This window comes from Sorangium sp. So ce119, assembly GCF_051524405.1.
Classification (GTDB): Bacteria; Myxococcota_A; Polyangia; order Polyangiales; family Polyangiaceae; genus Sorangium; species Sorangium cellulosum_G.
Genome location: NZ_CP150310.1, coordinates 4,963,431 through 4,984,303, shown reverse-complemented (window position 1 = coordinate 4,984,303; position 20,873 = coordinate 4,963,431). Strand labels below are relative to the sequence as shown.

The 20,873-nt window shown below is 74.3% G+C and carries 16 protein-coding genes and 1 pseudogene; 11 read left to right on the top strand and 6 right to left on the bottom strand.

Annotation, left to right across the window (positions count from 1 at the left end; all coding sequences use genetic code 11):
* Positions 1-12 precede the first annotated feature (12 nt).
* Positions 13-306 carry a tetratricopeptide repeat protein gene (locus tag WME76_RS18685; protein WP_437961445.1) on the top strand — a complete coding sequence of 98 codons (294 nt, stop codon included), beginning with the start codon at positions 13-15 and terminating at the stop codon, positions 304-306.
* Between the two features lie 14 nt (positions 307-320).
* The gene (locus WME76_RS18680; protein ID WP_437961444.1) at positions 321-935 is read left to right on the top strand and encodes a thiamine phosphate synthase; all 615 of its coding nucleotides are present in this window, start codon (positions 321-323) and stop codon (positions 933-935) included.
* A 25-nt stretch (positions 936-960) separates the two neighbouring features.
* On the opposite strand, the gene WME76_RS18675 is transcribed toward WME76_RS18680, so the two are convergent.
* Positions 961-1,554, bottom strand: coding sequence for a Uma2 family endonuclease (locus WME76_RS18675; RefSeq protein WP_437961443.1), 594 nt, complete (start codon positions 1,552-1,554; stop codon positions 961-963).
* A gap of 95 nt (positions 1,555-1,649) precedes the next feature.
* Between WME76_RS18675 and ileS the strand changes: the two genes are divergently transcribed.
* From ileS to WME76_RS18655, 4 genes are all read left to right on the top strand, one after another.
* Positions 1,650-5,525: an isoleucine--tRNA ligase gene (gene ileS / locus WME76_RS18670; protein ID WP_437961442.1), complete on the top strand. Its 3,876-nt coding sequence runs from the start codon at positions 1,650-1,652 to the stop codon at positions 5,523-5,525.
* A 26-nt stretch (positions 5,526-5,551) separates the two neighbouring features.
* A complete protein-coding gene (locus WME76_RS18665) occupies positions 5,552-6,817 on the top strand; it encodes an AAA family ATPase (protein ID WP_437961441.1) in 1,266 nt (421 codons plus the stop codon).
* Complete coding sequence (locus WME76_RS18660) at positions 6,810-7,436, top strand: DUF4276 family protein (protein ID WP_437961440.1); 627 nt, start codon at positions 6,810-6,812, stop codon at positions 7,434-7,436. Before WME76_RS18665 ends, WME76_RS18660 begins: the two co-directional genes overlap by 8 nt.
* 760 nt (positions 7,437-8,196) lie before the next feature.
* Positions 8,197-9,414 carry an AAA family ATPase gene (locus WME76_RS18655; RefSeq protein ID WP_437961439.1) on the top strand — a complete coding sequence of 406 codons (1,218 nt, stop codon included), beginning with the start codon at positions 8,197-8,199 and terminating at the stop codon, positions 9,412-9,414.
* An 8-nt stretch (positions 9,415-9,422) separates the two neighbouring features.
* Here WME76_RS18655 and WME76_RS18650 read toward each other — a convergent pair whose 3' ends face one another.
* Entirely contained in the window at positions 9,423-10,115 is a 693-nt protein-coding gene (locus tag WME76_RS18650) for an HAD family hydrolase (RefSeq protein ID WP_437961438.1), read from the bottom strand.
* Between the two features lie 164 nt (positions 10,116-10,279).
* Between WME76_RS18650 and WME76_RS18645 the strand changes: the two genes are divergently transcribed.
* The gene (locus tag WME76_RS18645) at positions 10,280-12,235 is read left to right on the top strand and encodes a hypothetical protein (protein ID WP_437961437.1); all 1,956 of its coding nucleotides are present in this window, start codon (positions 10,280-10,282) and stop codon (positions 12,233-12,235) included.
* Positions 12,236-12,269: 34 nt separating this feature from the next.
* A complete protein-coding gene (locus WME76_RS18640) occupies positions 12,270-14,753 on the top strand; it encodes a hypothetical protein (RefSeq protein WP_437961436.1) in 2,484 nt (827 codons plus the stop codon).
* 82 nt (positions 14,754-14,835) lie between these two features.
* Here WME76_RS18640 and WME76_RS18635 read toward each other — a convergent pair whose 3' ends face one another.
* Complete coding sequence (locus WME76_RS18635) at positions 14,836-15,390, bottom strand: exonuclease domain-containing protein (RefSeq protein ID WP_437961435.1); 555 nt, start codon at positions 15,388-15,390, stop codon at positions 14,836-14,838.
* A 321-nt stretch (positions 15,391-15,711) separates the two neighbouring features.
* Here WME76_RS18635 and WME76_RS18630 point away from each other — a divergent pair, with 321 nt between their 5' ends.
* Together WME76_RS18630 and WME76_RS18625 are read left to right on the top strand one after the other, a co-directional pair.
* On the top strand, positions 15,712-16,788 hold the full coding sequence (locus tag WME76_RS18630) for a serine/threonine-protein kinase (RefSeq protein ID WP_437961434.1): 1,077 nt from the start codon (positions 15,712-15,714) through the stop codon (positions 16,786-16,788).
* Positions 16,789-16,976: 188 nt separating this feature from the next.
* Positions 16,977-17,543, top strand: coding sequence for a hemerythrin domain-containing protein (locus tag WME76_RS18625; protein ID WP_437961433.1), 567 nt, complete (start codon positions 16,977-16,979; stop codon positions 17,541-17,543).
* A gap of 80 nt (positions 17,544-17,623) precedes the next feature.
* Here WME76_RS18625 and WME76_RS18620 read toward each other — a convergent pair whose 3' ends face one another.
* The 3 genes and pseudogenes from WME76_RS18620 to WME76_RS18610 form a co-directional block, all read right to left on the bottom strand.
* Positions 17,624-18,073, bottom strand: coding sequence for a DUF2752 domain-containing protein (locus WME76_RS18620; RefSeq protein ID WP_437961432.1), 450 nt, complete (start codon positions 18,071-18,073; stop codon positions 17,624-17,626).
* 56 nt (positions 18,074-18,129) lie between these two features.
* Entirely contained in the window at positions 18,130-19,485 is a 1,356-nt protein-coding gene (locus tag WME76_RS18615) for a hypothetical protein (RefSeq protein WP_437962254.1), read from the bottom strand.
* A gap of 39 nt (positions 19,486-19,524) precedes the next feature.
* Positions 19,525-19,590 (bottom strand): annotated as a pseudogene (locus WME76_RS18610) (zinc-ribbon domain-containing protein); the annotation flags it as partial.
* A gap of 799 nt (positions 19,591-20,389) precedes the next feature.
* Between WME76_RS18610 and nuoE the strand changes: the two are divergent.
* On the top strand, positions 20,390-20,872 hold the full coding sequence (gene nuoE / locus WME76_RS18605; protein ID WP_434048636.1) for an NADH-quinone oxidoreductase subunit NuoE: 483 nt from the start codon (positions 20,390-20,392) through the stop codon (positions 20,870-20,872).
* Position 20,873 lies beyond the last annotated feature (1 nt).

Here is a 20,873-nt window from a genome sequence, read left to right as displayed (position 1 = left end):
GTTCATCGGCGAATGTCCCTCGTGCTCACCGGCTTCCGCGCGGCCCTGGGGCCGCTCGTGCTCCTCGCCGCCGTCGCGCGGGCTCCCTACCAGTGCGCGAGCGAGGTCGACCCGGATCGCCGCACCTACGAGGACCCGAGCGAGGCCCTCTACGACCTGGCCGAGCGCTTCGAGGCGCGCGGCGACCGCGGCGCCCAGCGCGACACGCTGCGGTTCCTGGTCGAGCGTTACCCCTCCAGCCGGTTCGCGCACATGGCCCGGAAGGACCTCGAGGCGCTCGGCGACGCCGGCGCTCCGGACCGCTAGAGGGGGAGCCGGCCATGCTCTCCCCGACGCTCACCCTGATCACCCAGACGGCGGACGTCCCCGAGCCGGTCCTGCTCGCGCGCCTGTCGGCCTTCGGCGCGCTGCCGCCCGAGGCCCGCGCGCGCGTGGCGGTGCAGCTCCGCGACCCCGAGCTCTCCGGCGCGGCGCTCCACGCGCTCGGCCGGCGGCTGCGCGACGCGACCGCCGCGATCGGCGCCTCGCTCGTCGTCAACGACCGCCTCGACCTCGCGCTCCTGCTGGGCGCGGACGGCGTGCACCTCGGCCGCCGCTCGGTCGGGGTGGCCGACGCGCGCGCCCTGCTCGGCCCAGGCGTCTTCGTCTCGGTCGCGTGCCACGGCGTGGACGAGGTGCTCCGCGCCGCGGAGGCCGGGGCGGACGCCGCCGTGCTCTCGCCGATCTTCGCGACGCCCGGCAAGGGCCCGCCGCTCGGCCTGGAGGCGCTCGTCGAGGCGCGGGCCCGCCTCGCCACGGCGCCCCGCGGCGTCGCGCTCATCGCCCTCGGCGGCGTGGACGCGGCCTCCGCGCCGCGCTGCCTGGCCGCGGGCGCGGACGGCGTGGCCGCCATCCGCGCCGACTTCGCGGGCGCGCTGCCGACGATCTTGGGGTGAGCCGCGCCGCGCGCCCGGCGGCGCCCTACCGCGCCCAGAGGTCGGCGAGCGGCAGCTCGATCGCGTCGAACGGCTCGGCCCGCACGGCCTCGTCGCCCTCGTGGGTGTCGAGCAGCGACCACCGGCCATCGTCGAGCCGGTACACCTCGAGCGTCTGCGCGACCGGGTTGATCAACCAGGCGTGGCGGACCCCTTCGCGCCGGTAGATTCGCATCTTCTTGCCGCGATCAACGCGCTCGGTGCGCGGGGAGATCACTTCGCAGACCCAGTCGGGCGTGACGTCGTAATGCGCGGGGGCGTCCTCGGACCCGATCGCGTCGGGCAGCCGCTCGCGGCGCCAGCCGGCGAGATCGGGGACGATTTTGTCGGGCCTCGGTCCGAGGTGGAGCTCGGGCTCATCAAGGATGACCCAGCCTCCCGGTCCACCTCTGCCCCGATCGAAGGGGCCCGTGATACTTGCGCCCAGGAGCGACGCTGTACGCGTATGCGGCCGCGCCGGCCGCGGGAACGTGTGGAGCTCTCCGTCGAGGATCTCGGCGACCATCTCTTCCGGCACGGCCTGAAACGCGGCCTCTACCTCGGGGGCGTTGCCTGGAAACAGCGGGTGCTGCGCGCTCATTCATCGAGCCTAGCATCCGCCGCACCCCGCGCGCCCGGCGCCGGCCCCAGCGCCTCCCTCGACGCTGGCAACCCATCTTGCTACTAGGCCGGGCCATGTCCGAAGCCCCCTCGAAGAAACCGACCGACGGCCCGCTCGAGCCCCTGTTCGACAAGGTGGCGACCGAGCTGAACTTCCCCGCCGACGAGGCGAAGATCCTCGCCTTCTGGAAGCAGCGCCGCATCTTCGAGAAGACCCTCCGCGCCGAGACCCGCGCCACCGGCCCGTCGAGGGGCACGTTCGTCTTCTACGAGGGCCCGCCGACCGCCAACGGCATGCCGCACAACGGCCACGTGCTCACCCGCGCGGTCAAGGACGTCTTCCCCCGCTACAAGACGATGCGCGGCTACGACGTCCCGCGGAAGGCCGGCTGGGACACGCACGGCCTGCCGGTCGAGGTCGAGGTCGAAAAGGAGCTGCGCATCCACGGCAAGGCCGACATCGAGCGCTACGGCGTCGAGCCGTTCATCTCGCGCTGCGTCGACTCCGTCTTCCGGTACACCGAGGCGTGGGAGAGCCTGACCGACAAGATCGGCTTCTGGGTCGACCTCGACAGCGCCTACGTCACCTACCACCGGAGCTACGTCGAGAGCGTCTGGTGGGCGCTCTCGCAGCTCCACAAGAAGGGGCTTCTCTACCGAGGCCACCGCGTCTGTTGGTGGTGGCCGCAGGGCGGCACGGCGCTCAGCGCGGCCGAGGTCGGATCGAACTACAAGACCGTCGACGACCCCAGCGTGTTCGTGGCGTTCCCGCTCGTCGACGAGCCCGACACGGCGCTCTGCGCGTGGACGACGACCCCGTGGACCCTGCCGTCGAACGGCTACGCCGCGGTCCGGCCCGAGTTCGACTACGTCGTCGTCGACGCGGGCGGGGCCGCGCCGGGGGCCGGGAAGCTCATCGTCGCCGCGGCGCTGCGCGAGGAGCTCGCGAAGAAGTTCAAGCGCGACCTCCCGGTGCTCCGTGAGCTCAAGGGGAGCGACCTCATCGGCAAGCGCTACCGCCCGCCGTTCGACGGCTTCTCGAGGTCGCTCGAGGGCGCCACGGCGCGCCGGAAGGACGGCAAGGAAGAGCCGCTCTACTGGGTGGTCCTCGGCGCAGACTTCGTGACGCTCGACTCCGGCACGGGCATCGTCCACATCGCGCCCGCGTTCGGCGAGGACGACTTCAACGCGCACAAGAAGCGCGTCGAGGAGCTCCAGCCCGGGAGCGAGGTCCCGATGCTCTGCGCGGTGCGGCCGGACGGCACGTTCGAGCCCGGGCTCACGCCGTTCTCGGGGATCTGGGTGAAGGACGCCGACCCGCTGATCATCAAGGATCTCGGGGCGCGCGGGCTGCTCGTCCACGAGGAGAAGTACCGCCACGAGTACCCGTTCTGCTGGCGCGCCGACGACGACCCGCTGATCCAGCTCGCGCGGCCGGCCTGGTACATCCGGACGCGGGACAACATCGACAAGGCGATCGCGAACAACCGCGCGATCCACTGGCTCCCGTCGCACATCCAGGAGGGCCGGTTCGGCGACTTCCTCGCGAACAACGTCGACTGGGCGCTCTCGCGCGAGCGGTACTGGGGGACGCCGCTCAACGTCTGGATCTGCAAGGACGACGAGGAGCACCAGCTCGCCCCCGCGTCGGTCGCCGAGATCGAGGCGCTGAACCCGCGCGCCTTCGACCACTTCCACGAGGCGAAGAAGGCGGACCCAGGCCTGAACGACCACCTCATCGTCCACAAGCCGTGGATCGACCGGGTGACGTTCCCGTGCCCGACGTGCGGCGGCGAGATGCGGCGCGTGACCGAGGTCATCGACGCGTGGTTCGACAGCGGGAGCATGCCGTTCGCGCAGTGGGGCTACCCGCACGCGCCGGGCTCGAAGGAGCTGTTCGACCGCGCGTTCCCGGCGGACTTCATCAGCGAGGCGATCGACCAGACGCGCGGCTGGTTCTACTCGCTGCTGATGGTCTCGACGCTCGTCTTCGACGAGGCGACGCAGGACAAGCTCGGGCTGTCGCGCGTCCGGAGCTACCCGCACCCGTACCAGACGTGCGTCGTGCTGGGGCACGTCTGCGACCGTGAGGGCAAGAAGGAGAGCAAGTCGAAGGGCAACTACACGCCGCCCGAGGTCATCCTGGAGCGTGTCCGGATGGAGTTCGCGGCGGTGAAGGCCGGGGATGTGAAGGGCGTCCAGGCGAAGGACGGGGTGGCGTTCATCGCGCGCGAGGACTACGAGGGGCTCGACCTGACGGGCGACGCCGCGAAGGTGCGGATGTACCGCGCCGACCGCGAGGCGCAGCCGCTCGCGATGGAGCTCCGGCCGCAGAAGGGCATGCCGCGGCGGATCGTCGCGCTCTCGGACGCGGATCTCGACCGCCTGGGCCTGTCGCCGGGCCAGAAGGCGCTCTCGGTGATGCCGAACGACGTGCCCCGGCTCCCGCAGCCCGAGCGCGTCACCATCGAGGACCCGGCGACGCCGGCGCCCGGGGCCGACGCGTTCCGCTGGTTCTTCTACGCGTCCTCCCCGCCGTGGACGAACACGCGCCACTCGCTCACGAACGTGCGCGCGTACCAGAAGGAGTTCGCGGTCAAGCTCCGGAACGTCTACTCGTTCTTCACCATCTACGCGAACATCGACGGCTTCTCGCCCGCCGAGGGGAACCCGGACGCGAAGGACACGTCGCCCGCGGCGCTCGCGGCGAGCGCCGGCTACAGGCCGGCGAAGGAGCGGTCGCTGCTCGACCGGTGGATCCTCTCGGAGCTCGCGCTGGCGACGCGGGAGGTGACGGCGCACCTCGACGAGTACCACCTGTACGAGGCCGCGCAGCGGCTGGTCGACCTCGTGGACGCGCTCTCGAACTGGTACGTCCGCCGGAGCCGCGCGCGCTTCTGGGCCCCGTCTCCGACGTTGGTCGAGGATCGGCTGTCGCCGTCCTCTCCGAGCGACCCGCCGGACATCTCCGCGGGCGCCGTGCGGGCGGCGCAGGACAAGCGCGACGCGTACTTCACGCTGTACGAGGTGCTCGTCGCGATCGCCAAGCTGAGCGCGCCGTTCACGCCGTTCCTCGCCGAGGCCATGTACCAGAACCTGGTGCGGCGGCCGTGGCCCGCGTCGCAGCCGGAGAGCGTGCACCTCGTGGCGTTCCCCGAGGCCGACGCGGCCGCGATCGACGAGCCGCTCGCGATCGAGATGCGCGCGGTGCGCGAGCTCGTGTCGCTGGGCCTGCAGGTGCGCACGGCGAACAAGCTCAAGGTGCGGCAGCCGCTCTCGCGCGCGGACGTCGTGCTGTCGCAGCAGGGGCTCGCGGCGGCGGTCGCCGAGCACGTGCCGCTCATCGCCGAGGAGCTCAACGTGCACGAGGTGCGCTTCCTCAAGCCCGGCGAGGAGGGCAGCGCGGTGCGTTACGTGCTCAAGCCGAACTTCCGCGCGCTCGGGCCGAAGCTCGGCAAGAAGGTGCAGCTCGCGAAGCAGGTCCTCGCCAAGGCCGACGCCGCGTCGCTGCGCGCGGCGCTCGCGACCGAGGGCAAGATCGCGATCGCGCTCGACGGCGAGCAGGTCGAGCTCGGCCCCGAGGAGATCGACGTCGCGGTCGAGGCGGGCGAGGGGTTCGCGGCGGCCGGCGGCCGCGCGGGGGTCGTCGTGCTGCACACGGCGCTCACGGACGCGCTCCGCGACGAGGGGCTCGGCCGGGAGATCCTCTCCCGCGTGCAGGGGCTGCGCAAGGAGCTCGACCTCGGCTTCACCGAGCGGATCCGGCTCGCGCTCGACGGCAGCGAGCGCGCCCGCAAGGTCGCCGAGGCGGCGCGCGAGATGCTCATGCAGGAGGCGCTCGCGGCCGAGCTCGTGCTCGGCGGGGCGCCCGCGGCGTGGGGCCAGGCCGAGACGCGCGAGGTCAACGTCGACGGTGAGGCGCTCGCGATCGCGCTCGCGCGCACGGCGTGACGGCACCTGGGGGAGGCTGAGACGCGATGATCACCAGGATCTGCGCCCGTAACTTCCGCAGCATCGGGGAGCGGATCGAGCTCGAGCTCGGGGCGATGACGGTCCTCGTGGGGCCGAACGCCTCGGGCAAGAGCAACGTCGTGGACATCCTCCGCTTCCTCGCCGAGTGCGCGAGCGGAGGGATCGACAGACCGGTTGCTGTTCGGCACGGGCTCGATGCGCTGCGCTACGGAAATGCTCGTGAACCCTCCGATGTGCTTCTCGAAGTGCACATCGAGCGCGAGCAAGGCGCCGGCATCTGGGGCTTCACGCTCACGTCGGCCGACAAGTACGGCAGCTTATCCGTGAAGCGTGAGCGCGCGGTGTGGTTTCCAGGGAAAGCGCCCGATTCCAGGACCCGAACCCGCATCTTTGAGCTCCTCGAGGAGCCCGAGGACAAGTGGACCGAGGAGGAGCGGAGGACGCTCCTCGGCAGCGACACGGGCGGCACCACGCCGACCGGGGACACCGAGTTTTCGGCGCCGCAGCGCTTCGTCACGCACAAGGGGCATCACTACCTGCAAATTCCATCGTCCTTTGGCCACGATGCTTCGCTCTTCCCTCTGCTCGCGCCGGTGGCGCTGTCTCACTTTGCTCCCCTCATGGAGGAGCTGCGCAGCGTCGCGATCTACTCGTTGTTCCCGGACGTGCTGCGCGCTCCACAGCACCCGGATCCATCCAAGCCGATGCGTACAAAGGGCAGCAACTGGGCCTCGACGTTGAGGGCGATCGAGCGATCTACCTGGGGCGCCGAGCTCGTTGCTGCCCTCGGGCGCATCGCCTTGGATATCGACGAGTACCGCGTCACGGAGGCGGGAGGGTTCCTGATCCCGGAGTTCCGCCACGGCGTCGACGTGCAGGGGCGCGAGCGCTGGCACGGGGCTGCGCAGGAGTCGGACGGTACCCTGCGCGTCGCGGCCCTTCTCACGGCGCTCTTCCAGGAGCCCGCGCCGGCGCTCCTGGGCTTCGAGGAGCCGGAGCTGGGCGTACATCCAGGGGCGATCTCGCTTCTCTACGATTTCTTGAAGGAAGCCTCGACGCGCGGCCAGATCCTGCTCACGACGCACAGCCCCGAGCTGCTGGATCTTGTTCCGATCGATGACGTCCTCGTCGTGGAGCGGCGCGACGGCGCGACCACGGTGGCGCGCGTCGAGGAGCGGCAGCGCGAGCTCGTGCGCAAGCGCCTGATGTCGACCAGCGATCTCCTCCACGCCGAAGGCCTCCGCCCCGAGGAGCCCGCGAGCGATGGGTAAGGCCCACCTGGTCGTCGAGGGCCACGGTGAGGTCGAGGCGGCGAGGAACCTGGTCATCCGGCTCTGGGCCGACCTTGGGCTGCCGCATGCGGTCTGGGGGCCCCCGAAGCGCGGCAAGGCGCTCAACACCCGCGCCGGCGTGATGCAGGCCTGCGAGCTTCTGCGCAGCGAGCGCGACTGCACGTTCGCGTTGCTGCTCCGTGATGAGGACGACGGATGCCCGGCCACGGCGGGACCCGAAACCGCGGCGTGGGTTGCTGCTGCGAGCCTGCCCTTTCCTGCTGCTGTGGTGCTGGCGCACCGCGAGTTCGAGGCGTGGTTCCTGCCGTGCATCCACCTCATGGCGGGCCGGGAGATCCGGCCCGGCGTGCGCATCGCGGAAGGCACGACGTGCCCGGAGGATCCCGAGGGCATCCGCGACGTGAAGGGGTGGCTCTCGAAGCGCTTCCCACCGGGCAAGGCCTACAAGCCCACGCTCGACCAGCTCAAGCTCACCCAGTGGATCGACTTCGGCGTGCTGCGCGCGTCGCAGGCGAGGTCGTTCCGCACGCTCGAAAACGCGCTGCGGTTCCTCGCTGCGCCCGGACCTCTCAGCGTCTACCCGCCTCCGCGACCCTAGCGCACGGTCGTCGGCTCGCCGGCGCGATTTCGTGCCGGGCCTTACCATCCTCCGAGCGCGTCCGCCTTGCCGCGCGGGGTTGGCGCTGCTTCTGCAAGGTTCTTGTTGCGGCCATCTCTGACGAGGCGTTCGATGATCGTCGTCGGGTGGGGTGCATCGGAGATCCTCAAGACGGTACGGAGGGCCGCGTGGAGCCGGCCCGGGATGGGCGGCTAACCGCCCTGGCGTCAGGATCTTTCCGGAGCGAGACCGTGGCAGCGTCCAGCGGTCCTCTCCCCCGTCGGCCGGATGTCCCGGAGGCGCAGCGCCGCGTCCCTGGCGGCTGCTCCGGCGTCCCTGGCGACTGTTCCGGCGTCCCTGGCGACTGTTCCGGCGTCCCTGGCGACTGTTCCGGCGTCCCTGGCGACTGTTCCGGCGTCCCTGGCGACTGTTCCGGCGTCCCTGGCGACTGTTCCGGCGTCCCTGGCGGCTATTCCGGCGTCCCTGACGCGCAGCGCGATGAGTCTCTGAAGCGCAGCTGCGTGTCCCTGGCGGCTATTCCGGCGTGCGTGGCGGCTATTCCGGCGTGCGTGGTGGCTATTCCGGCGTGCCTGGTGGCTATTCCGGCGTGCGTGGTGGCTATTCCGGCGTGCCTGGCGGCTATTCCGGCGTCCCTGGCGGCTGCTTCGGCGTCCCGGAAGCACGATCCAGCCGCCCCTGCCGGCGGTCTCGCAGCGCGGAAAGGGGGATGGATGTCCTCGAGCCGAGGCGCCGTGCCGCGATGATCACCCACGTCTACGTCAGCAACTACGGCAGCATCGGGGCCGGCCTCGAGCTCACGCTCGGGGCGCTGACCGCGCTGGTCGGCCCGCCCGGCTCGGGGAAGGGCTGCCTGCTCGACGCCGTGCGGTTCCTCGCCGAGTGCGCGAGCGGGGCGCTCGATCAGGCGGCGTCGAGCCGCCGCGGCGGCGCGCTGCAGCGGCCTCGCCGCGACGGCGCGCTCACCACCCTCGGCGTCGCGGTCTCCAGGACCGAGGGCCACGGGTTCTGGCTCGTGCAGATCGAGCCGGGGGAGCGGGACGGCGAGATCCGCGTCAAGAGCGAGACCGCCGCCTGGTGGCAGCGCAGCGCGCTCACGCGGCTCGTCAAGCCGGGCCTGCGCGAGGTGTTCGACGCGGGCAGCGACTCGCCCGAGGTCTCGTTCGACCGGCTCAAGGGCAGCCCGAAGGGGTTCTCGCGCAAGGACAAGGGGCGCAGCGGCACGCTCGCCTACCGCGGGGTCGCGCCGATCGCCGTGAGCGGCGCGAGGCTCGTCCTGCCGCTGCTCTCCGACGGCCCGCTCACCCCGATGCTCGACGAGCTGCGCCGCGCCGTCCTCTACTCCCTCGCGCCGCGCACCCTCCGCGCGCCCCAGAAGCTCAGCGCCTCCCGGCGCCTCCGCGCGAGCGGCGACAACTGGGGCTCCGTCCTCCGCGCGGTCGAGAAGGAGCGCTGGAAGGACGACTTCCTCGCCGGGCTGTCGCAGGTGATCGGCGACGTCGACGGCGCCCGCGCGCTCTCGTCCGGCGGGCTCCTCGTCCCGGAGCTGCGCCACGGCGTCGACGGCGACGGGCGCGAGCGCTGGCGGGCCGCCGCCGACGAGCCGGACGCCACGCTGAGGCTCGCCGCCATGGTCACGGCGCTCTCGCAGGAGCCCCCGCTCGTGCTCGCCGGCTTCGAGCACCCCGACGCCGGGCTCGATCGGGGCGCGCTGCCGGCGCTCCTCGAGTACGTGCGCGGCGCCTCCGCCCAGCGGCACATCCTGCTCACGACGGAGAGCCCCGCGCTGCTCGACCTCCTGCCGCTCGACGCCATCTACGCGGTGGAGCTCCGCGACGGCTCGACCGCCGCGTCCCCGGTCGACGAGCCGCAGCGGAGAGCCCTGCGCGAGCAGCTCGCTGCCCCGGAGAGCCAGCGCGCCCGCGCCGCGCGCGCCGAGCACGCCCCCGGTGCCTCCTGAGCCGCCGGCTACGACGCGAGCCGCTGCGTGAGCGGCGCGAGCGGCGAGGCGTCGTACCGCGCGAGCAGGTCCTCGGGATCGCGGTAGAGCGCCGCGCAACCGGCCTCGAGCAGCTCCATCTCGGGGAAGCCTCCGCAGAGGAGCCCCACCGTGAGGATGCCGAGCTTCGCCGCGGCCTCGGCGTCGGACGGCGCGTCGCCGACGAGGACGACCTCGCGCGGATCGACGCTGCCCAGCCGGTCGAGCGCCGCCTCGAAGAGATCCGGGTGCGGCTTCGATCGCTCCACGTCGTCCGCCGACACCGTCCCCGAGACCAGATCGCCCACCCCGGCGAGCGCGACGCTCGCGTCGAGCTCGCCGCGCGGCGTCGAGGAGGCGAGGACGATCCGGCGCCCGTCGCGCGCGACGCGCTCGAACAGCGCGCGCACCCCCGGAAAGGCGCGCGCGCCAGGGAGGAGCTCGCGCCCGTAGAGCGCGTCGTGCAGCGACGCGACGCCGGCGCCGATCCAGCCGATCTCCTCGGGCGACAGGAACACCGGCAAGAGCTCGCCCGCGCCCTTGCCGATCTGGCGCCGCAGCCGCTCCAGCGAGACCTCGCGGCCGAACCGGCGGAAGGCGAGCTGCCAGGCGGCCGCGTGCAGGTCGACCGTGTCGAGGATCGTCCCGTCGACATCGAAAATGACCGCGCTGACGCTGACCACGAGGCGGCACGTTGTGCGGGGCTGGACGCACCGCCATCGGAGGGCTCCCGACGGCCCGCGCCCGCAGGCCATGCGACGGCGCCCGCCGCGCGGGCGCGAGCGGCGCTCGACCGAAGGCGCGATAGACTCGACCGAGGGGGGCGAGCGGGCAGGGCGATGCGATCATGAACCGGCGGCTGACGGCACTCTCGGTCCTCCTCGGCGCCCTCGTCGGCCCGGCCAGCGCCGCCGCCGCGGAGCCCGGGCCCGCGCTGCTCGTGGCCGATCTCGACGACGACGACGCCGACGGCGTGCCCGACGGCGAGCAGCCGCGCGTGCCGCCCTCGCCGGATCTGCTCGCGCTGCGCATGCCGCGCGGCGCGGCGCCCGCGACGATCCCCGCTGGCGTGCGGCTCCTCGTCGACGGCAGCCCCGTCCAGCCCGCCAGCGCGATCCCCGCGAACGCCCGCCGCGTCGAGCTCCAGGCGACCCGCGCCGGGCGGAGCGAGATCGCGCTCGCCGGGAGGACGGTGGCGATCAGCGCCTTCGAGATCCGCGCGATCGACGGCGCCGGACGCCGCATCGACATGGCGCGCTCCCACGCCTCGCTGCAGCGCACGCCCCCGGACCGGCTCGGCGACGATCCGTTCGGCAACCTCGACGACCCCGACGCGATCCGGCTGCTCGTGATCGGCGCGCCGGACGACGTGCCGGTGACCCTCGACGTCCACTCCGCGGCGCCGTCCGGGAGGGTGATCGACCGCCTCGCCAGCGTGCCGCTCGGCCACGTGCCGTGCCCCGAGGACGTCCCGCCCGGCCTCGTGTGCGGCTCGACGCGCCCCCTCCGCGCGGTCGCGGACGACATCGATCGCAACCACCCGATGATCGCCGACCGCTCCGTGAAGGGCGAGGTCGGCGGGGCGCTCGTCGTCGCCGTGCCCGGCGGGCCGAAGCTCCAGATGATCCGCATCGCCGGCCCGCGCACCTCGCCGCTCGGGCCCCTCGGGCGCACGCGCGCGCGCCTCCGGATCCTCATGGTGCGCCCGCGCGCGGGCGGGCCGCCGCCCATGGGCGGGGACGACGCGGGCGCCGTCGCGATCGCGCGCGCGGAGGTCGAGCGCGCGAACGCCCTCTGGGGCGCGTGCGGCGTGAGCTTCGGCCCGCCGGAGGAGCTCGACATCTCCTTCGTCGACCCCCCGCGGCCCCACCTGCTCGCGATCGGCTGCGACCACGGGCTCCCGGCCAGCGGCGGCGCGATCCGCGTGCGCGTCGACGGCCACGAGGTGACCGCGACCATCGCGCCCCGCATGCGCCCCGACGCCGCCGCCCGCGCCGTCGCCGCGGCGATCGCCGCCGCGGGGTTCTCGGTGCGCCTCTCCGACAACCCCGTCATCGGCGCGGGCGCCCACGGGACCACCGACGTGCTCGTGCGGCGCCCGGGCGGCGCGCTCGCGACGATCGAGCCGCCGGCGTCGGGCGCGCTGAGCACCGACGCCACGCTCACCGCGTGCATCGGCGCCGTCGAGCTCGACGACGGCCTCCAGCACTTCAGCGACACGGACGCGATCGCCGGCACCGTCGAGGAGCGCGCGCTGCTCAAGGCGTTCGACGACGGCGACCCCGCCACCGTCGACGTCGTGATGGTCCCGAGCTTCGCGGGCGGCGGGCGGATCGGCGAGTCGTTCATCTTCGCGGACGGCGGGGCGATCCGGAACACGATCATCGAGGACCGCGCCGGCCTGCGCGCCGATCGCGCCTCGTTCGCGCTGTCGCACGAGCTCGGGCACGTGCTGCTCGACGAGCCGGGGCACCCGGACGACTTCGGCATCGACACCCCGACGCGGCTGATGGACGCCGACGCGGCCAACGCCTCGGCCTACGGGCCGCGCCGCCTCACGGTCGACGAGTGCGCGCGCGCGATCCGCCAGAGCGGCGCGCCCCCGGGGCGCAATGAAGGCGGATCCCGCGCGCCCCCGCCGCGCGGCGCGGCCGGGGCCCCTGACCGCGCCGCGGGAGCCCCGCCGGGCGGCGCCGCGGCGGCCGCGCGGCAGGGGCCGGGCGGCGCGACCGGGTTCCGGCCGAGCGGGCCCGTGCCCCTGCTCGCGCCCTGGCCGCTCGCGCCGCTCGGTCGAGAGAGGTGAGGCGACCGCGGCGCGCTGTGGTAGGAGCGGGCCCATGCGCGTCTGCCAACGGAGCGGCCTCTTCAGCGGCGTCGCGGCCCTCGCGTGCGCCACGGTCCTGCTCGAGATCGCGCTCACGCGGATCCACGGGGCGCTGTTCGGGCAGCCGCACGCGTTCGTCACGCTCGCGCTGTCGCTCGTCGGCGCCGGCCTCGGCGGCGCGCTGCTCTATGTCGCCCCGTCGCTCGTCCGCCCGCCCGCGCTCTTCGCCCGGATGGCGGCGCTCTCCGCGCTCGCGTCGGGCGCGACGCTCGCCGCGATCATCCTGGTCGCGCAGCGCGGGCCGGCGTCGGTCTCCGCGCCGGGGTCGCTCCCGTGGCTCGCGCTGGTCTACGCCGCGTGCACCGTCCCGTTCGCCCTTTCGGGCCTCGCGCTCGCGGCCGCGATCCGGCACGCCGCCGCCGAGATGCCCCGCCTCTACCTGCTCGACCTCGTCGGCGGGTCGCTGGGCGGGCTCGCGGCGGCCGCCGCGCTCCGCGCCGGCGCGCCCCGCGCCGCGCTGGCGGCGGCGATCTTCTTCGCCGTGGCGGGTGTGTTCTTCTTCCTCGGGTCGCGCCGCGAGGGCGAGCAGCGGGCCCCCGGCGGCCTCGTCGCGACCTTCGTGCTCGGCAGCGTCGTGCTCCTCGCCGGCGACGTCGGCGCCCCGTGGCTGCGGCTCGCCGGCCTCCGCCGGACCACCCCCGACCGGACCGAGCTCGAGGCCTGGAGCGAGCGCTCGCTGATCACGGTCGACCGCCCGCGGGCCGGCGCGGCGATGCTGCGGATCGACGGGGTCGCGGCGAGCCCGATCCTCGACGCGAAGGCGACGCCGCCGCCGCAGCCCGAGGACATCGCCTACGCGCTCCACCGGGACCAGGGCCCCGCGCTCGTCGTCGGCGCCGGCGGCGGGCGCGACGTGCGCGCCGCGCTCAAGGCCGGCCAGAAGGACGTCGTCGCGGTGGAGAGCGATCGCGCCGTCGTCGAGCTGATGCGCGGGAAGTACGCCGAGTTCAGCGGCCGCCTCTACGACAAGCCCGAGGTCCACCTCGAGCTGGGCGACGCGCGGAGCTTCGCCCGGCGCACGCCGCTGCTCTTCAGGAACATCGTGATCCCGTCGCCCGACACCGCCGAGGCAGCCGCGACCGGCGCGCTCGCGCTGTCGGAGAGCCGGCTGGCCACGGTCGAGGGCCTCGGCGACTTCCTCGCGCGCCTGCTGCCCGAGGGGACGCTCGTCGTGAGCCGGCCGGAGGGCGACCTCGATCGCCTGCTCGCCCTCACGGCCGCGGCGCTGCGCCGCGCTGGCGCGGCCGAGCCGAAGGACCACCTCTTCGCGTGCAGCGCCGCGCAGCGGACCGCGCTCCTCGCCCGGCGCACGCCGCTCGCGCGCGCGGACATCGACGCGCTCCGCCGCCACTGCCGCAGGCACAAGCTCGCGGAGGCGTTCGCCCCCGACCGCCCGCAGACCCCGATCCGCGCGTGGCTCGCCGCGGCGGCCGACGCGCGCGCGGCGGCGCCCGACGCGACGAGCGACCTCACGCCGCCGACCGACGACAGGCCGTTCTTCTCCTACGCCGTCCCGCCGCGCCGCCTGCCCGCGGTGCTCGTCGACTGGAAGGCGCTCCGCGCCGAGCACACGGGCCTGTTCGCGCTCGCGGCGCTGCTCGCCGTCGCGTCCGGCCTCTTCGCGATCGCCGCGCTGCTCCCGCGGCTCGCGGCGCGCGCCGGCCGCTTCCTCCGGCGCGCCGACGCGGCGGCCCCCGCGACCGACGCGGCGGCCCCCGCGACCGACGCGGCGGCGCCCCCGCCGTCCCGCGCCCGCGCCCTCGCGTTCTTCGCGGCGATCGGCGCGGGCTTCGCGCTGGTCGAGCTCGCCGTCTTCCGGCACGCGCTCCTGCTGCTCGACCTGCCCTCGCACGAGCTCCCGGCCGCCCTCGTGATCCTCCTTGTCTCGGCCGGCCTGGGCGGCCTGCTCACCGCCCGGGTGGCGCCGAGCGCCGCGGCCGGGGCCTCGGCGCAGGTGGCCGAGGCGCTCGCGGCCGCCGCGGCGCTCGGCGCGGTGGGGCTCGTCCCGCTCGCGCGGTGGAGCCTCGGGCTCGCGTCCTTCCCGCGCGCGCTGCTCGCGGTCGTGCTCCTCGCGGCGTTCGGCCTGCTCGCGGGCTCGCTCGTGCCGCTCGGGGTCAAGCTCGTCGACGCGGCCGCGCCGGCGCTGCTCCCGCTGTGCTGGGCGCTCTCGGCCCTCGCCGGCGCGGCGGCGATGGCGCTCGGCGCGCTGTGTGCGATGAACCTCGGCTACAGCGCCCTGCTGCTCGGCGCCGGCCTCACGTACCTCCTCGCCGCGGCGACGGTGCCGCCCGCCGCGGCCGGCGCGGCCGCCCTCGGCGACGCGGAGCGCGAGCGTGGCTGGCGCGACGAGCGCGACGGCGCCGCGGCCGGCGCCCCGCCGGCCGGCGAGGCCGCGGAGGAGCGGCCCGACGTGCCCGAGGCGGCGCCGATCGCGTGAGCGCCCGGCGCGCCGGCCGCGTCAGCGCCGCGCGCCCTCGACGAGGCGGCGGCGATCGCGCGAGCGCCCCGGGCGCCGGCCGTCAGCGCCGCGCGGCCAGCAGGAGGTGCGCGAGCAGGCCCGCGATGTTGTAGGCGTCGTCGCCGCCCCGGTGGTGCGTCCCGGCGAGCGGCAGGCCCACGCGCTCCAGGGCCTCGGCCATCCCGACCTCGCGCGGCAGCGCGCGCGCCACCGCGAACAGGGTCTTCACGTTGAGGTGGCTCGGCCCGAACGGGAACGGCACGCCGCGCGCCTGGCACTGCCGCTCGAACATGCACCGGTCGTAGTCGCCGTAGCTCGCCCAGAGGCGGTCCTGCGCCTTGAGCTCGCCCCGCAGGATCGCGCACGCCTCCTTGAACGAGACGCCCGCGTCGACGTCCGCCTGGGTCAGCGTCGTGAGCGACGTACAGAACGGGCTCACGCGCGAGCGCTCCGGGCGCACCAGGATCGACCGCCGGTCGCGCCGCCGGCCCGAGCCGACCTCCAGCGTGCACACGCCGATCTCGATGATCTCGTTCTCCTCGCCTCGCGGCGGGTCGCCGTCCCAGCAGGTCGATTCGACGTCGATCACGAGGATGAGATCAAGACGCTTCGCCATCCAGCGCTTCCCCTACATGTCGTGATGGGTGCGCTGTGATCGTAACGGGGATGGGGACGCAAATTCATTCAGGATTTGCCCGACAGTCCAGAAACGCCTCGGGCGGTTCGCTTTGTCCGGGCAAAAACTGAGTAGATACGGGACATAAGCGCGATGGGCACCGGGCGGGGATCGGTCGTTTCGGTCGCCAATCCGCTTGCCTGGAGGGCGTGGACCATGGACACTCGTCAGGTAATTTCTGACGAGGTTCTTCGAGTGAATCCTGGCTGCCAGCTCCAGCGCTCACCCGGCTCAGGCTGTGACCGGACCGCGCTCGCTGAGGTGCTCCCCGAACCGGCCGCCGACGACCGCGAGGTCGCGACGGACCGACGGCTGCCTCCTCGTTCCGGCATCGTCCGCCACGCGGGCCGGTGCCGCGAGGAGGCGCGGGGCGGCGCGGCGGCGGAGAAGGCGCGGCCCGCGGCGCGGGGCGGCGCGGCGGCGGGGCGGCCGGCGTGTGGGACTGCCGCGGTCGATCCGCTCGTCGGCCGTACAGAGCAGGGACTGCACATCGAGCGGCTCATCGCCGAGGGGGGGATGGGCGCGGTCTACGCGGCCCGACGCGTCGCGACGGGCGAGGCCGTGGCGCTCAAGGTGCTCCGGCGCGCGCACGCCGGGGACCGCGGCATCGAGAGCCGGTTCGACCGCGAGGTGCGGCTCGCCCGCCGCATCGATCACCCGAACGTCTGCCCTGTGCTCGGCGAGGGGCGCCTCTCCGACGGGCGGCCGTTCTTCCTGATGCCGCTCTTCGAGGGGGTCACGCTGGGCGAGGAGGTGCGGCGCAGCGGCCCTCTGCCGATCGGCCGCGCGCTCGCCCTGGCGGACCAGATCCTCGCCGGCCTCGCGGCCATGCACGCGGCGAAGGTCGTCCACCGCGACCTCCAGCCGGGCAACATCCTGCTCGTCGACGAGGCGCCGGGCGCCGGGGCAGGGGAGGGGGCGCCGGGGGAGGGGGCGCCGACGGTCAAGCTCATCGATCTCGGCTTCGCGCACGAGCCCGGCGTCGACACGGGCGACGGCGTGACGCCGGACAGCCCCGGGTCGCTCGTGGGCACCCTGCTGTTCATGTCGCCGGAGCAGGCGATGCGCAGCCGCGCGATCACCGAGCGGAGCGACCAGTTCGCCGCCGCGCTGCTCATTTACTATGCCCTCTCGGGCAAGCTCCCCTTCCGGGGTCGGGGCGACCTCGACGTGCTCGTCGCCATCGTGCGCTCCGCGCCCGTGCCCCTCCGGCGCGAGCGCCGTGACGTCCCGCGCGTGCTCGACGAGGTGCTGGCGCGCGCCCTGTCCAAGCACCCCGACCACCGCTTCGCCGGCGCCTCGGCGATGCGCGCCGCGCTCGCCGCCGCCCGGGCGTAGCCCCGCGCCCACCGGCGCCCGGCGAACGTGTGGGGTGTCGGCGCGCGCGGCGCGCTCGCCGCGCGGCGGCCCGCTCCTTGCCATGACGGTGCCGCCTGCACGGCGCCGCGCAGCACCGCGCGCGGGCTGTGCAAGCGCTGCCCAAGGGCGGCGACGCGGCGCGGTGAGCTTCACGCGAGGGGAACCCCATGGACGCACTCGATCTCTTGGAGCAGCAGCACCTCGAACTCAGCGCCCTGATGGCGCGCATCGCCGCCGAGCCCAGCCCGGGGCTCCGGACGTCGATGGTCGCGCAGCTCTCCCGGATGATCGACGCGCACGTACGGATCGAGGAGACGTACCTCTATCCGGTGTGTGCCGAGCGGATGGGCGGCGACAGGAAGCCGCTCCACGAGGCGTACGAGAAGCACGGGCTGGCGCGCTTCGCCGCCGACAACCTGCTGCGCACGCGCGCGACCGACGTGCGCTTCGAGGCGCGCCTCAAGCTGCTGCGGGAGGTGTTCGTCGACCACGCCGACGAGGAGGAGAGCGTCCTCTTTCCGAGGGCGAAGCGCGGGCTCACGGACGAGCAGCTCGACGTGATCGGCTGCGAGCTCGAGCGCGCGTACGAGGTGCTGCTGCGCGTCGGCGTCTCCGTGGGCGTCCCGCTCGTGCGACCGCAGCGCGGGTGGCCGCGGCGCGGCACCCACGCCGGGCGCGCCCTCCGCCCCATGGCGCGGCGGCGCAGCGAGGCGCTGCGCGTCCGCGGCGAGTGAGCGGACGGCGCGCCCGCCAGCGGACGGCGCGCCCGGCGTGGGTGCCGCGCCCGCCAGCGGACGGCGCGCCCGCGCCGCGTTTACACGGGGACGGGGCCGCCGAACGCGCCGAGGAAGCGCGCCACCCAGACGGTGACCATCAGGACCGCCAGCGCGACGCCGAGCCGCGTCACCCACGCGCCCTGCACCGCCTCGGTCGCCGCGATGCGGCCGTCCTTCACGTAGACCGCCGCGTTGTACGCGATCGCGGCGATGACGAGCGGCGCCATGATCGGGGAGAGCGGGTGGAAGTGCAGCGCCTCGGCCACGCGGCCCTGCGCGAGGGCGAGCGTCGCGCGCGTGAGGCCGCAGCCGGGGCAGGGGTGGCGGGTGACGATCGCGAACGGGCAGAGCGGGACGCCGCACGCGACGAGGAGCCCGGCGAGCGCCGCGATCGCGCCGACGCGCGCCGCGCGGCCGCGCGGGGTCGCCGCGCTCCACCGGGACGGTGCCGGTGGAGCGGGCGCGGGGGCGTCGGGCGGACAGGACAACGGAGGAGGACGGCGGCGCGGGTGGACCGCTGGTCTAGCGCGCGCTCACCGCGCGCTCACGCGGCGTTCGGGTCCCAGACCTCGTTGAGGTCCTTCGCCAGGGCGTAGAGCGGGAGGAAGATGTAGAGCACGATGCCCTCGGCCTGCGGGTTGCGCGAGCCGGCCATCTGCTTGGCCCGGGTCACCTGCTCCGGCACCTTCACCCAGAGGAAGTAGTAGTTGAGCAGCGGGATGAAGACGTACCAGGGCTTGAACTCCGGGTCCTTCGTCGCCTGCTGCAGCTCGTTCAGCATCGCCCAGAGCTGCCAGATGGCGTAGACGAAGCACACCATGCCGATCACGCAGACCGTGATCGGGTTGCGCGTCTCGCCCCGCACGGCCAGCGCGCCGCCGCCGCCGTAGGCGCCCAGGTTGCTGCCGCCCTGCCCGAACTGACCGGCCGTCGCGAGCGGGCCGCCGGCAGGCGACGCGCCGCCGTAGCCGCCCGGATCGCTCGTCCCCGGCGCGGGCGATCCGTAGCCGCCCTGCGGGCTGCCGTAGCCGCCGCCCTGCGGGCCGCCGTAGCCGCCGCCCTGCGGGCCGCCGTAGCCGCCACCCGGGGGGCTGCCGTAACCGCCGCCGCCGGGAGGGCTGCCGTAACCGCCGCCGCCGGGAGGGCTGCCGTAGCCGCCGCCGCCCGGGGGGCTGCCGTAGCCGCCGCCCGGAGGGCTGCCGCCGTAGCCGCCCTGCGGATCCTGGCCCGGAGGCGGACCGTAGCCGCTCGCGCTGTGCTGCGGAGGCTGGCCGTACCCGGGCTGCTGGCCGTAGCCGGGCTGCTGGCCGTAGCCCGGGGGCTGGCCGTAGCCGGGCTGCTGGCCGTAGCCCGGGGGCTGGCCATAGCCCGGAGGCGCGCCGCCGGGGCCGCCCATCGGATCCTGGCCAGGGGGCGAGCCGAACGGATTGCCGCCCGCGCCCTGCGGGGGCTGGCCGTAGCTGCCGCCGGGCGGCGGGAACGCGCCGGGCTGCGGGCCGCCGGGCTGCGGCTGCCCGCCCGGACCGGTGTACCCGGGGAGCTGGTCGATCGCCATCGTGCCGCCGAGCGGGTTCACGCCCTGGTTCGGCTGCTGGCCGAACGGCGCGTAGCCGCCCGACGGGCTCGCGGCCGCGCCGCCGAAGGCGGGGCCGGACGGCTGCTGCGGCGGGGCGGACGGCGACCCGTAGCCCATCCCGGGCGGAGGTGGGGCAGGGGGAGGCCCGGCCGAGGCGCCGAGCCCCGCCGGGGGGACGCCGACCACCGTGCCGGCGAGGCCCTGCGGCGGGCTCGGGATCGCGGGCATACCCGGCGGGGCGCCGGCAGGCGGCGCCGGAGGCGGAGGCGCCCCCGGGGCCCGCGGGCCCGCCGCGCCCGCCCCGGAGGGCTGACTCATCAGCATGGTGCCCTTGAACTTCGGCGCGGCCGCTCCCTTCAGGTTGAAGCCGCACTTCGTGCACGTGGACGCCGTTTCCGAGTTTTGCGTCCCACAATTCGGACAGAACACGCACCACCTCCGGAGGGGGGTTCGCTGCACCGCATGTCCGCGCCCTGCGCGCGTCGTAATGGGCGCGAAGGGTAGTTGAAGCGCCTTCCCGTTCTCAAGTGAAAGACGAAGAACGCTGCGGACGTCGACCGAGGCTACGCGTTCTCCGCCAGAAAACCCAGGGAGTTCTCTCCAGGGGACGCGGTGAGAGCGCCTCGCGCGCGTCTCGCCCTGCGCCGCGCGCGAGCACGTCGCGCGCAACGTCTGCGCGAGCACCTCATGCAGACGTTGCGCGACGCGCTCGCGCAGCGGTTGCGCGAGGGCCCCGTCCGCCGGCGGAGCTCCTCGAAGGATGAACACTCAACCCCCCGGATTTGCTGGGGTGCATCGCGGCCCTCGCGCTCGCGTCGACGCGCCCGCGAAGCCTCGCCCGCCGCGCCGCGCACCGGCCGTGACGGGCCGGCCGGCTCGCCGTGTGCTCCAGGCACCACCTTTCTTGGGCAGCGGAACCCTTTCTGTTATTCGCCGGAGGTTTCCCCCCGGCGCGCCTTGACAGTGACCACCGTCGCTCACTAGCGTGCCCGCGCCTCGGGAACGGCTCCGTGCGACGGATAACCGAATGCCCGGCCACCGGTGCGCGGGGCTGTCCGCCTCCGGTGGGCGCCTCTCCACAGGAGGCGCACGAGGTGACGCCCGGCTCTCCGGGCGAACCCCTCGCTTGGAAGGGACCCGCGTTGCGGGGTCCCCCACTGCATGTCGAAGCGGGCACGCCGCGACCGCGGCGCGCCCAGGGAGCCAGCGGACCGTGCCAACAGCCGACATGACCGAAGATTTTGCGCTCAGCGCCGACCGGAAGGTCGAGTTCGAGAAGATCCTCGCGCGCTACCCGAACCGCCAGGCCGCGTGCATCCCGGTGCTCCACCTCTGCCAGAGCCAGGAAGGGTGGGTCTCCGGGCGGGTGCTCCGCTGGGTCGCCGAGCAGCTCGGCCTCCCGACGGCGCACGTGCAGGGCGTCGCGACCTTCTACACGCTCTTCAACAAGGAGCCCGTGGGCAAGCACCAGGTCTGGGTCTGCCGGACGCTGAGCTGCGCGCTCAACGGCGCGGACGCGGTGCTGCACCACTGCGAGAAGCGGCTCGGGATCCGGGTGGGCGAGACCACGCAGGACGGCAGGGTCACGCTGCGCACCGCAGAGTGCCTCGCGTCGTGCGGCACCGCCCCGATGATGCAGGTCGATCGCGACTACCACGAGGGCCTGACGCTCGAGAAGGTGGACGCGATCCTCGATCGGTTGACGAGGTGAC

Excerpts from the sequence above, each read along its gene's own strand:
- WME76_RS18625 (WP_437961433.1), top strand. The coding sequence starts at position 16,977 with ATGGACGCACTCGATCTCTTGGAGCAGCAGCACCTCGAACTCAGCGCC.
- WME76_RS18615 (WP_437962254.1), bottom strand. The coding sequence starts at position 19,485 with ATGCTGATGAGTCAGCCCTCCGGGGCGGGCGCGGCGGGCCCGCGGGCC.
- nuoE (WP_434048636.1), top strand. The coding sequence starts at position 20,390 with ATGACCGAAGATTTTGCGCTCAGCGCCGACCGGAAGGTCGAGTTCGAG.
- WME76_RS18655 (WP_437961439.1), top strand. The coding sequence starts at position 8,197 with ATGATCACCCACGTCTACGTCAGCAACTACGGCAGCATCGGGGCCGGC.
- WME76_RS18680 (WP_437961444.1), top strand. The coding sequence starts at position 321 with ATGCTCTCCCCGACGCTCACCCTGATCACCCAGACGGCGGACGTCCCC.
- WME76_RS18660 (WP_437961440.1), top strand. The coding sequence starts at position 6,810 with ATGGGTAAGGCCCACCTGGTCGTCGAGGGCCACGGTGAGGTCGAGGCG.
- WME76_RS18675 (WP_437961443.1), bottom strand. The coding sequence starts at position 1,554 with ATGAGCGCGCAGCACCCGCTGTTTCCAGGCAACGCCCCCGAGGTAGAG.
- WME76_RS18645 (WP_437961437.1), top strand. The coding sequence starts at position 10,280 with ATGAACCGGCGGCTGACGGCACTCTCGGTCCTCCTCGGCGCCCTCGTC.
- WME76_RS18640 (WP_437961436.1), top strand. The coding sequence starts at position 12,270 with ATGCGCGTCTGCCAACGGAGCGGCCTCTTCAGCGGCGTCGCGGCCCTC.
- WME76_RS18685 (WP_437961445.1), top strand. The coding sequence starts at position 13 with ATGTCCCTCGTGCTCACCGGCTTCCGCGCGGCCCTGGGGCCGCTCGTG.
- ileS (WP_437961442.1), top strand. The coding sequence starts at position 1,650 with ATGTCCGAAGCCCCCTCGAAGAAACCGACCGACGGCCCGCTCGAGCCC.
- WME76_RS18635 (WP_437961435.1), bottom strand. The coding sequence starts at position 15,390 with ATGGCGAAGCGTCTTGATCTCATCCTCGTGATCGACGTCGAATCGACC.
- WME76_RS18665 (WP_437961441.1), top strand. The coding sequence starts at position 5,552 with ATGATCACCAGGATCTGCGCCCGTAACTTCCGCAGCATCGGGGAGCGG.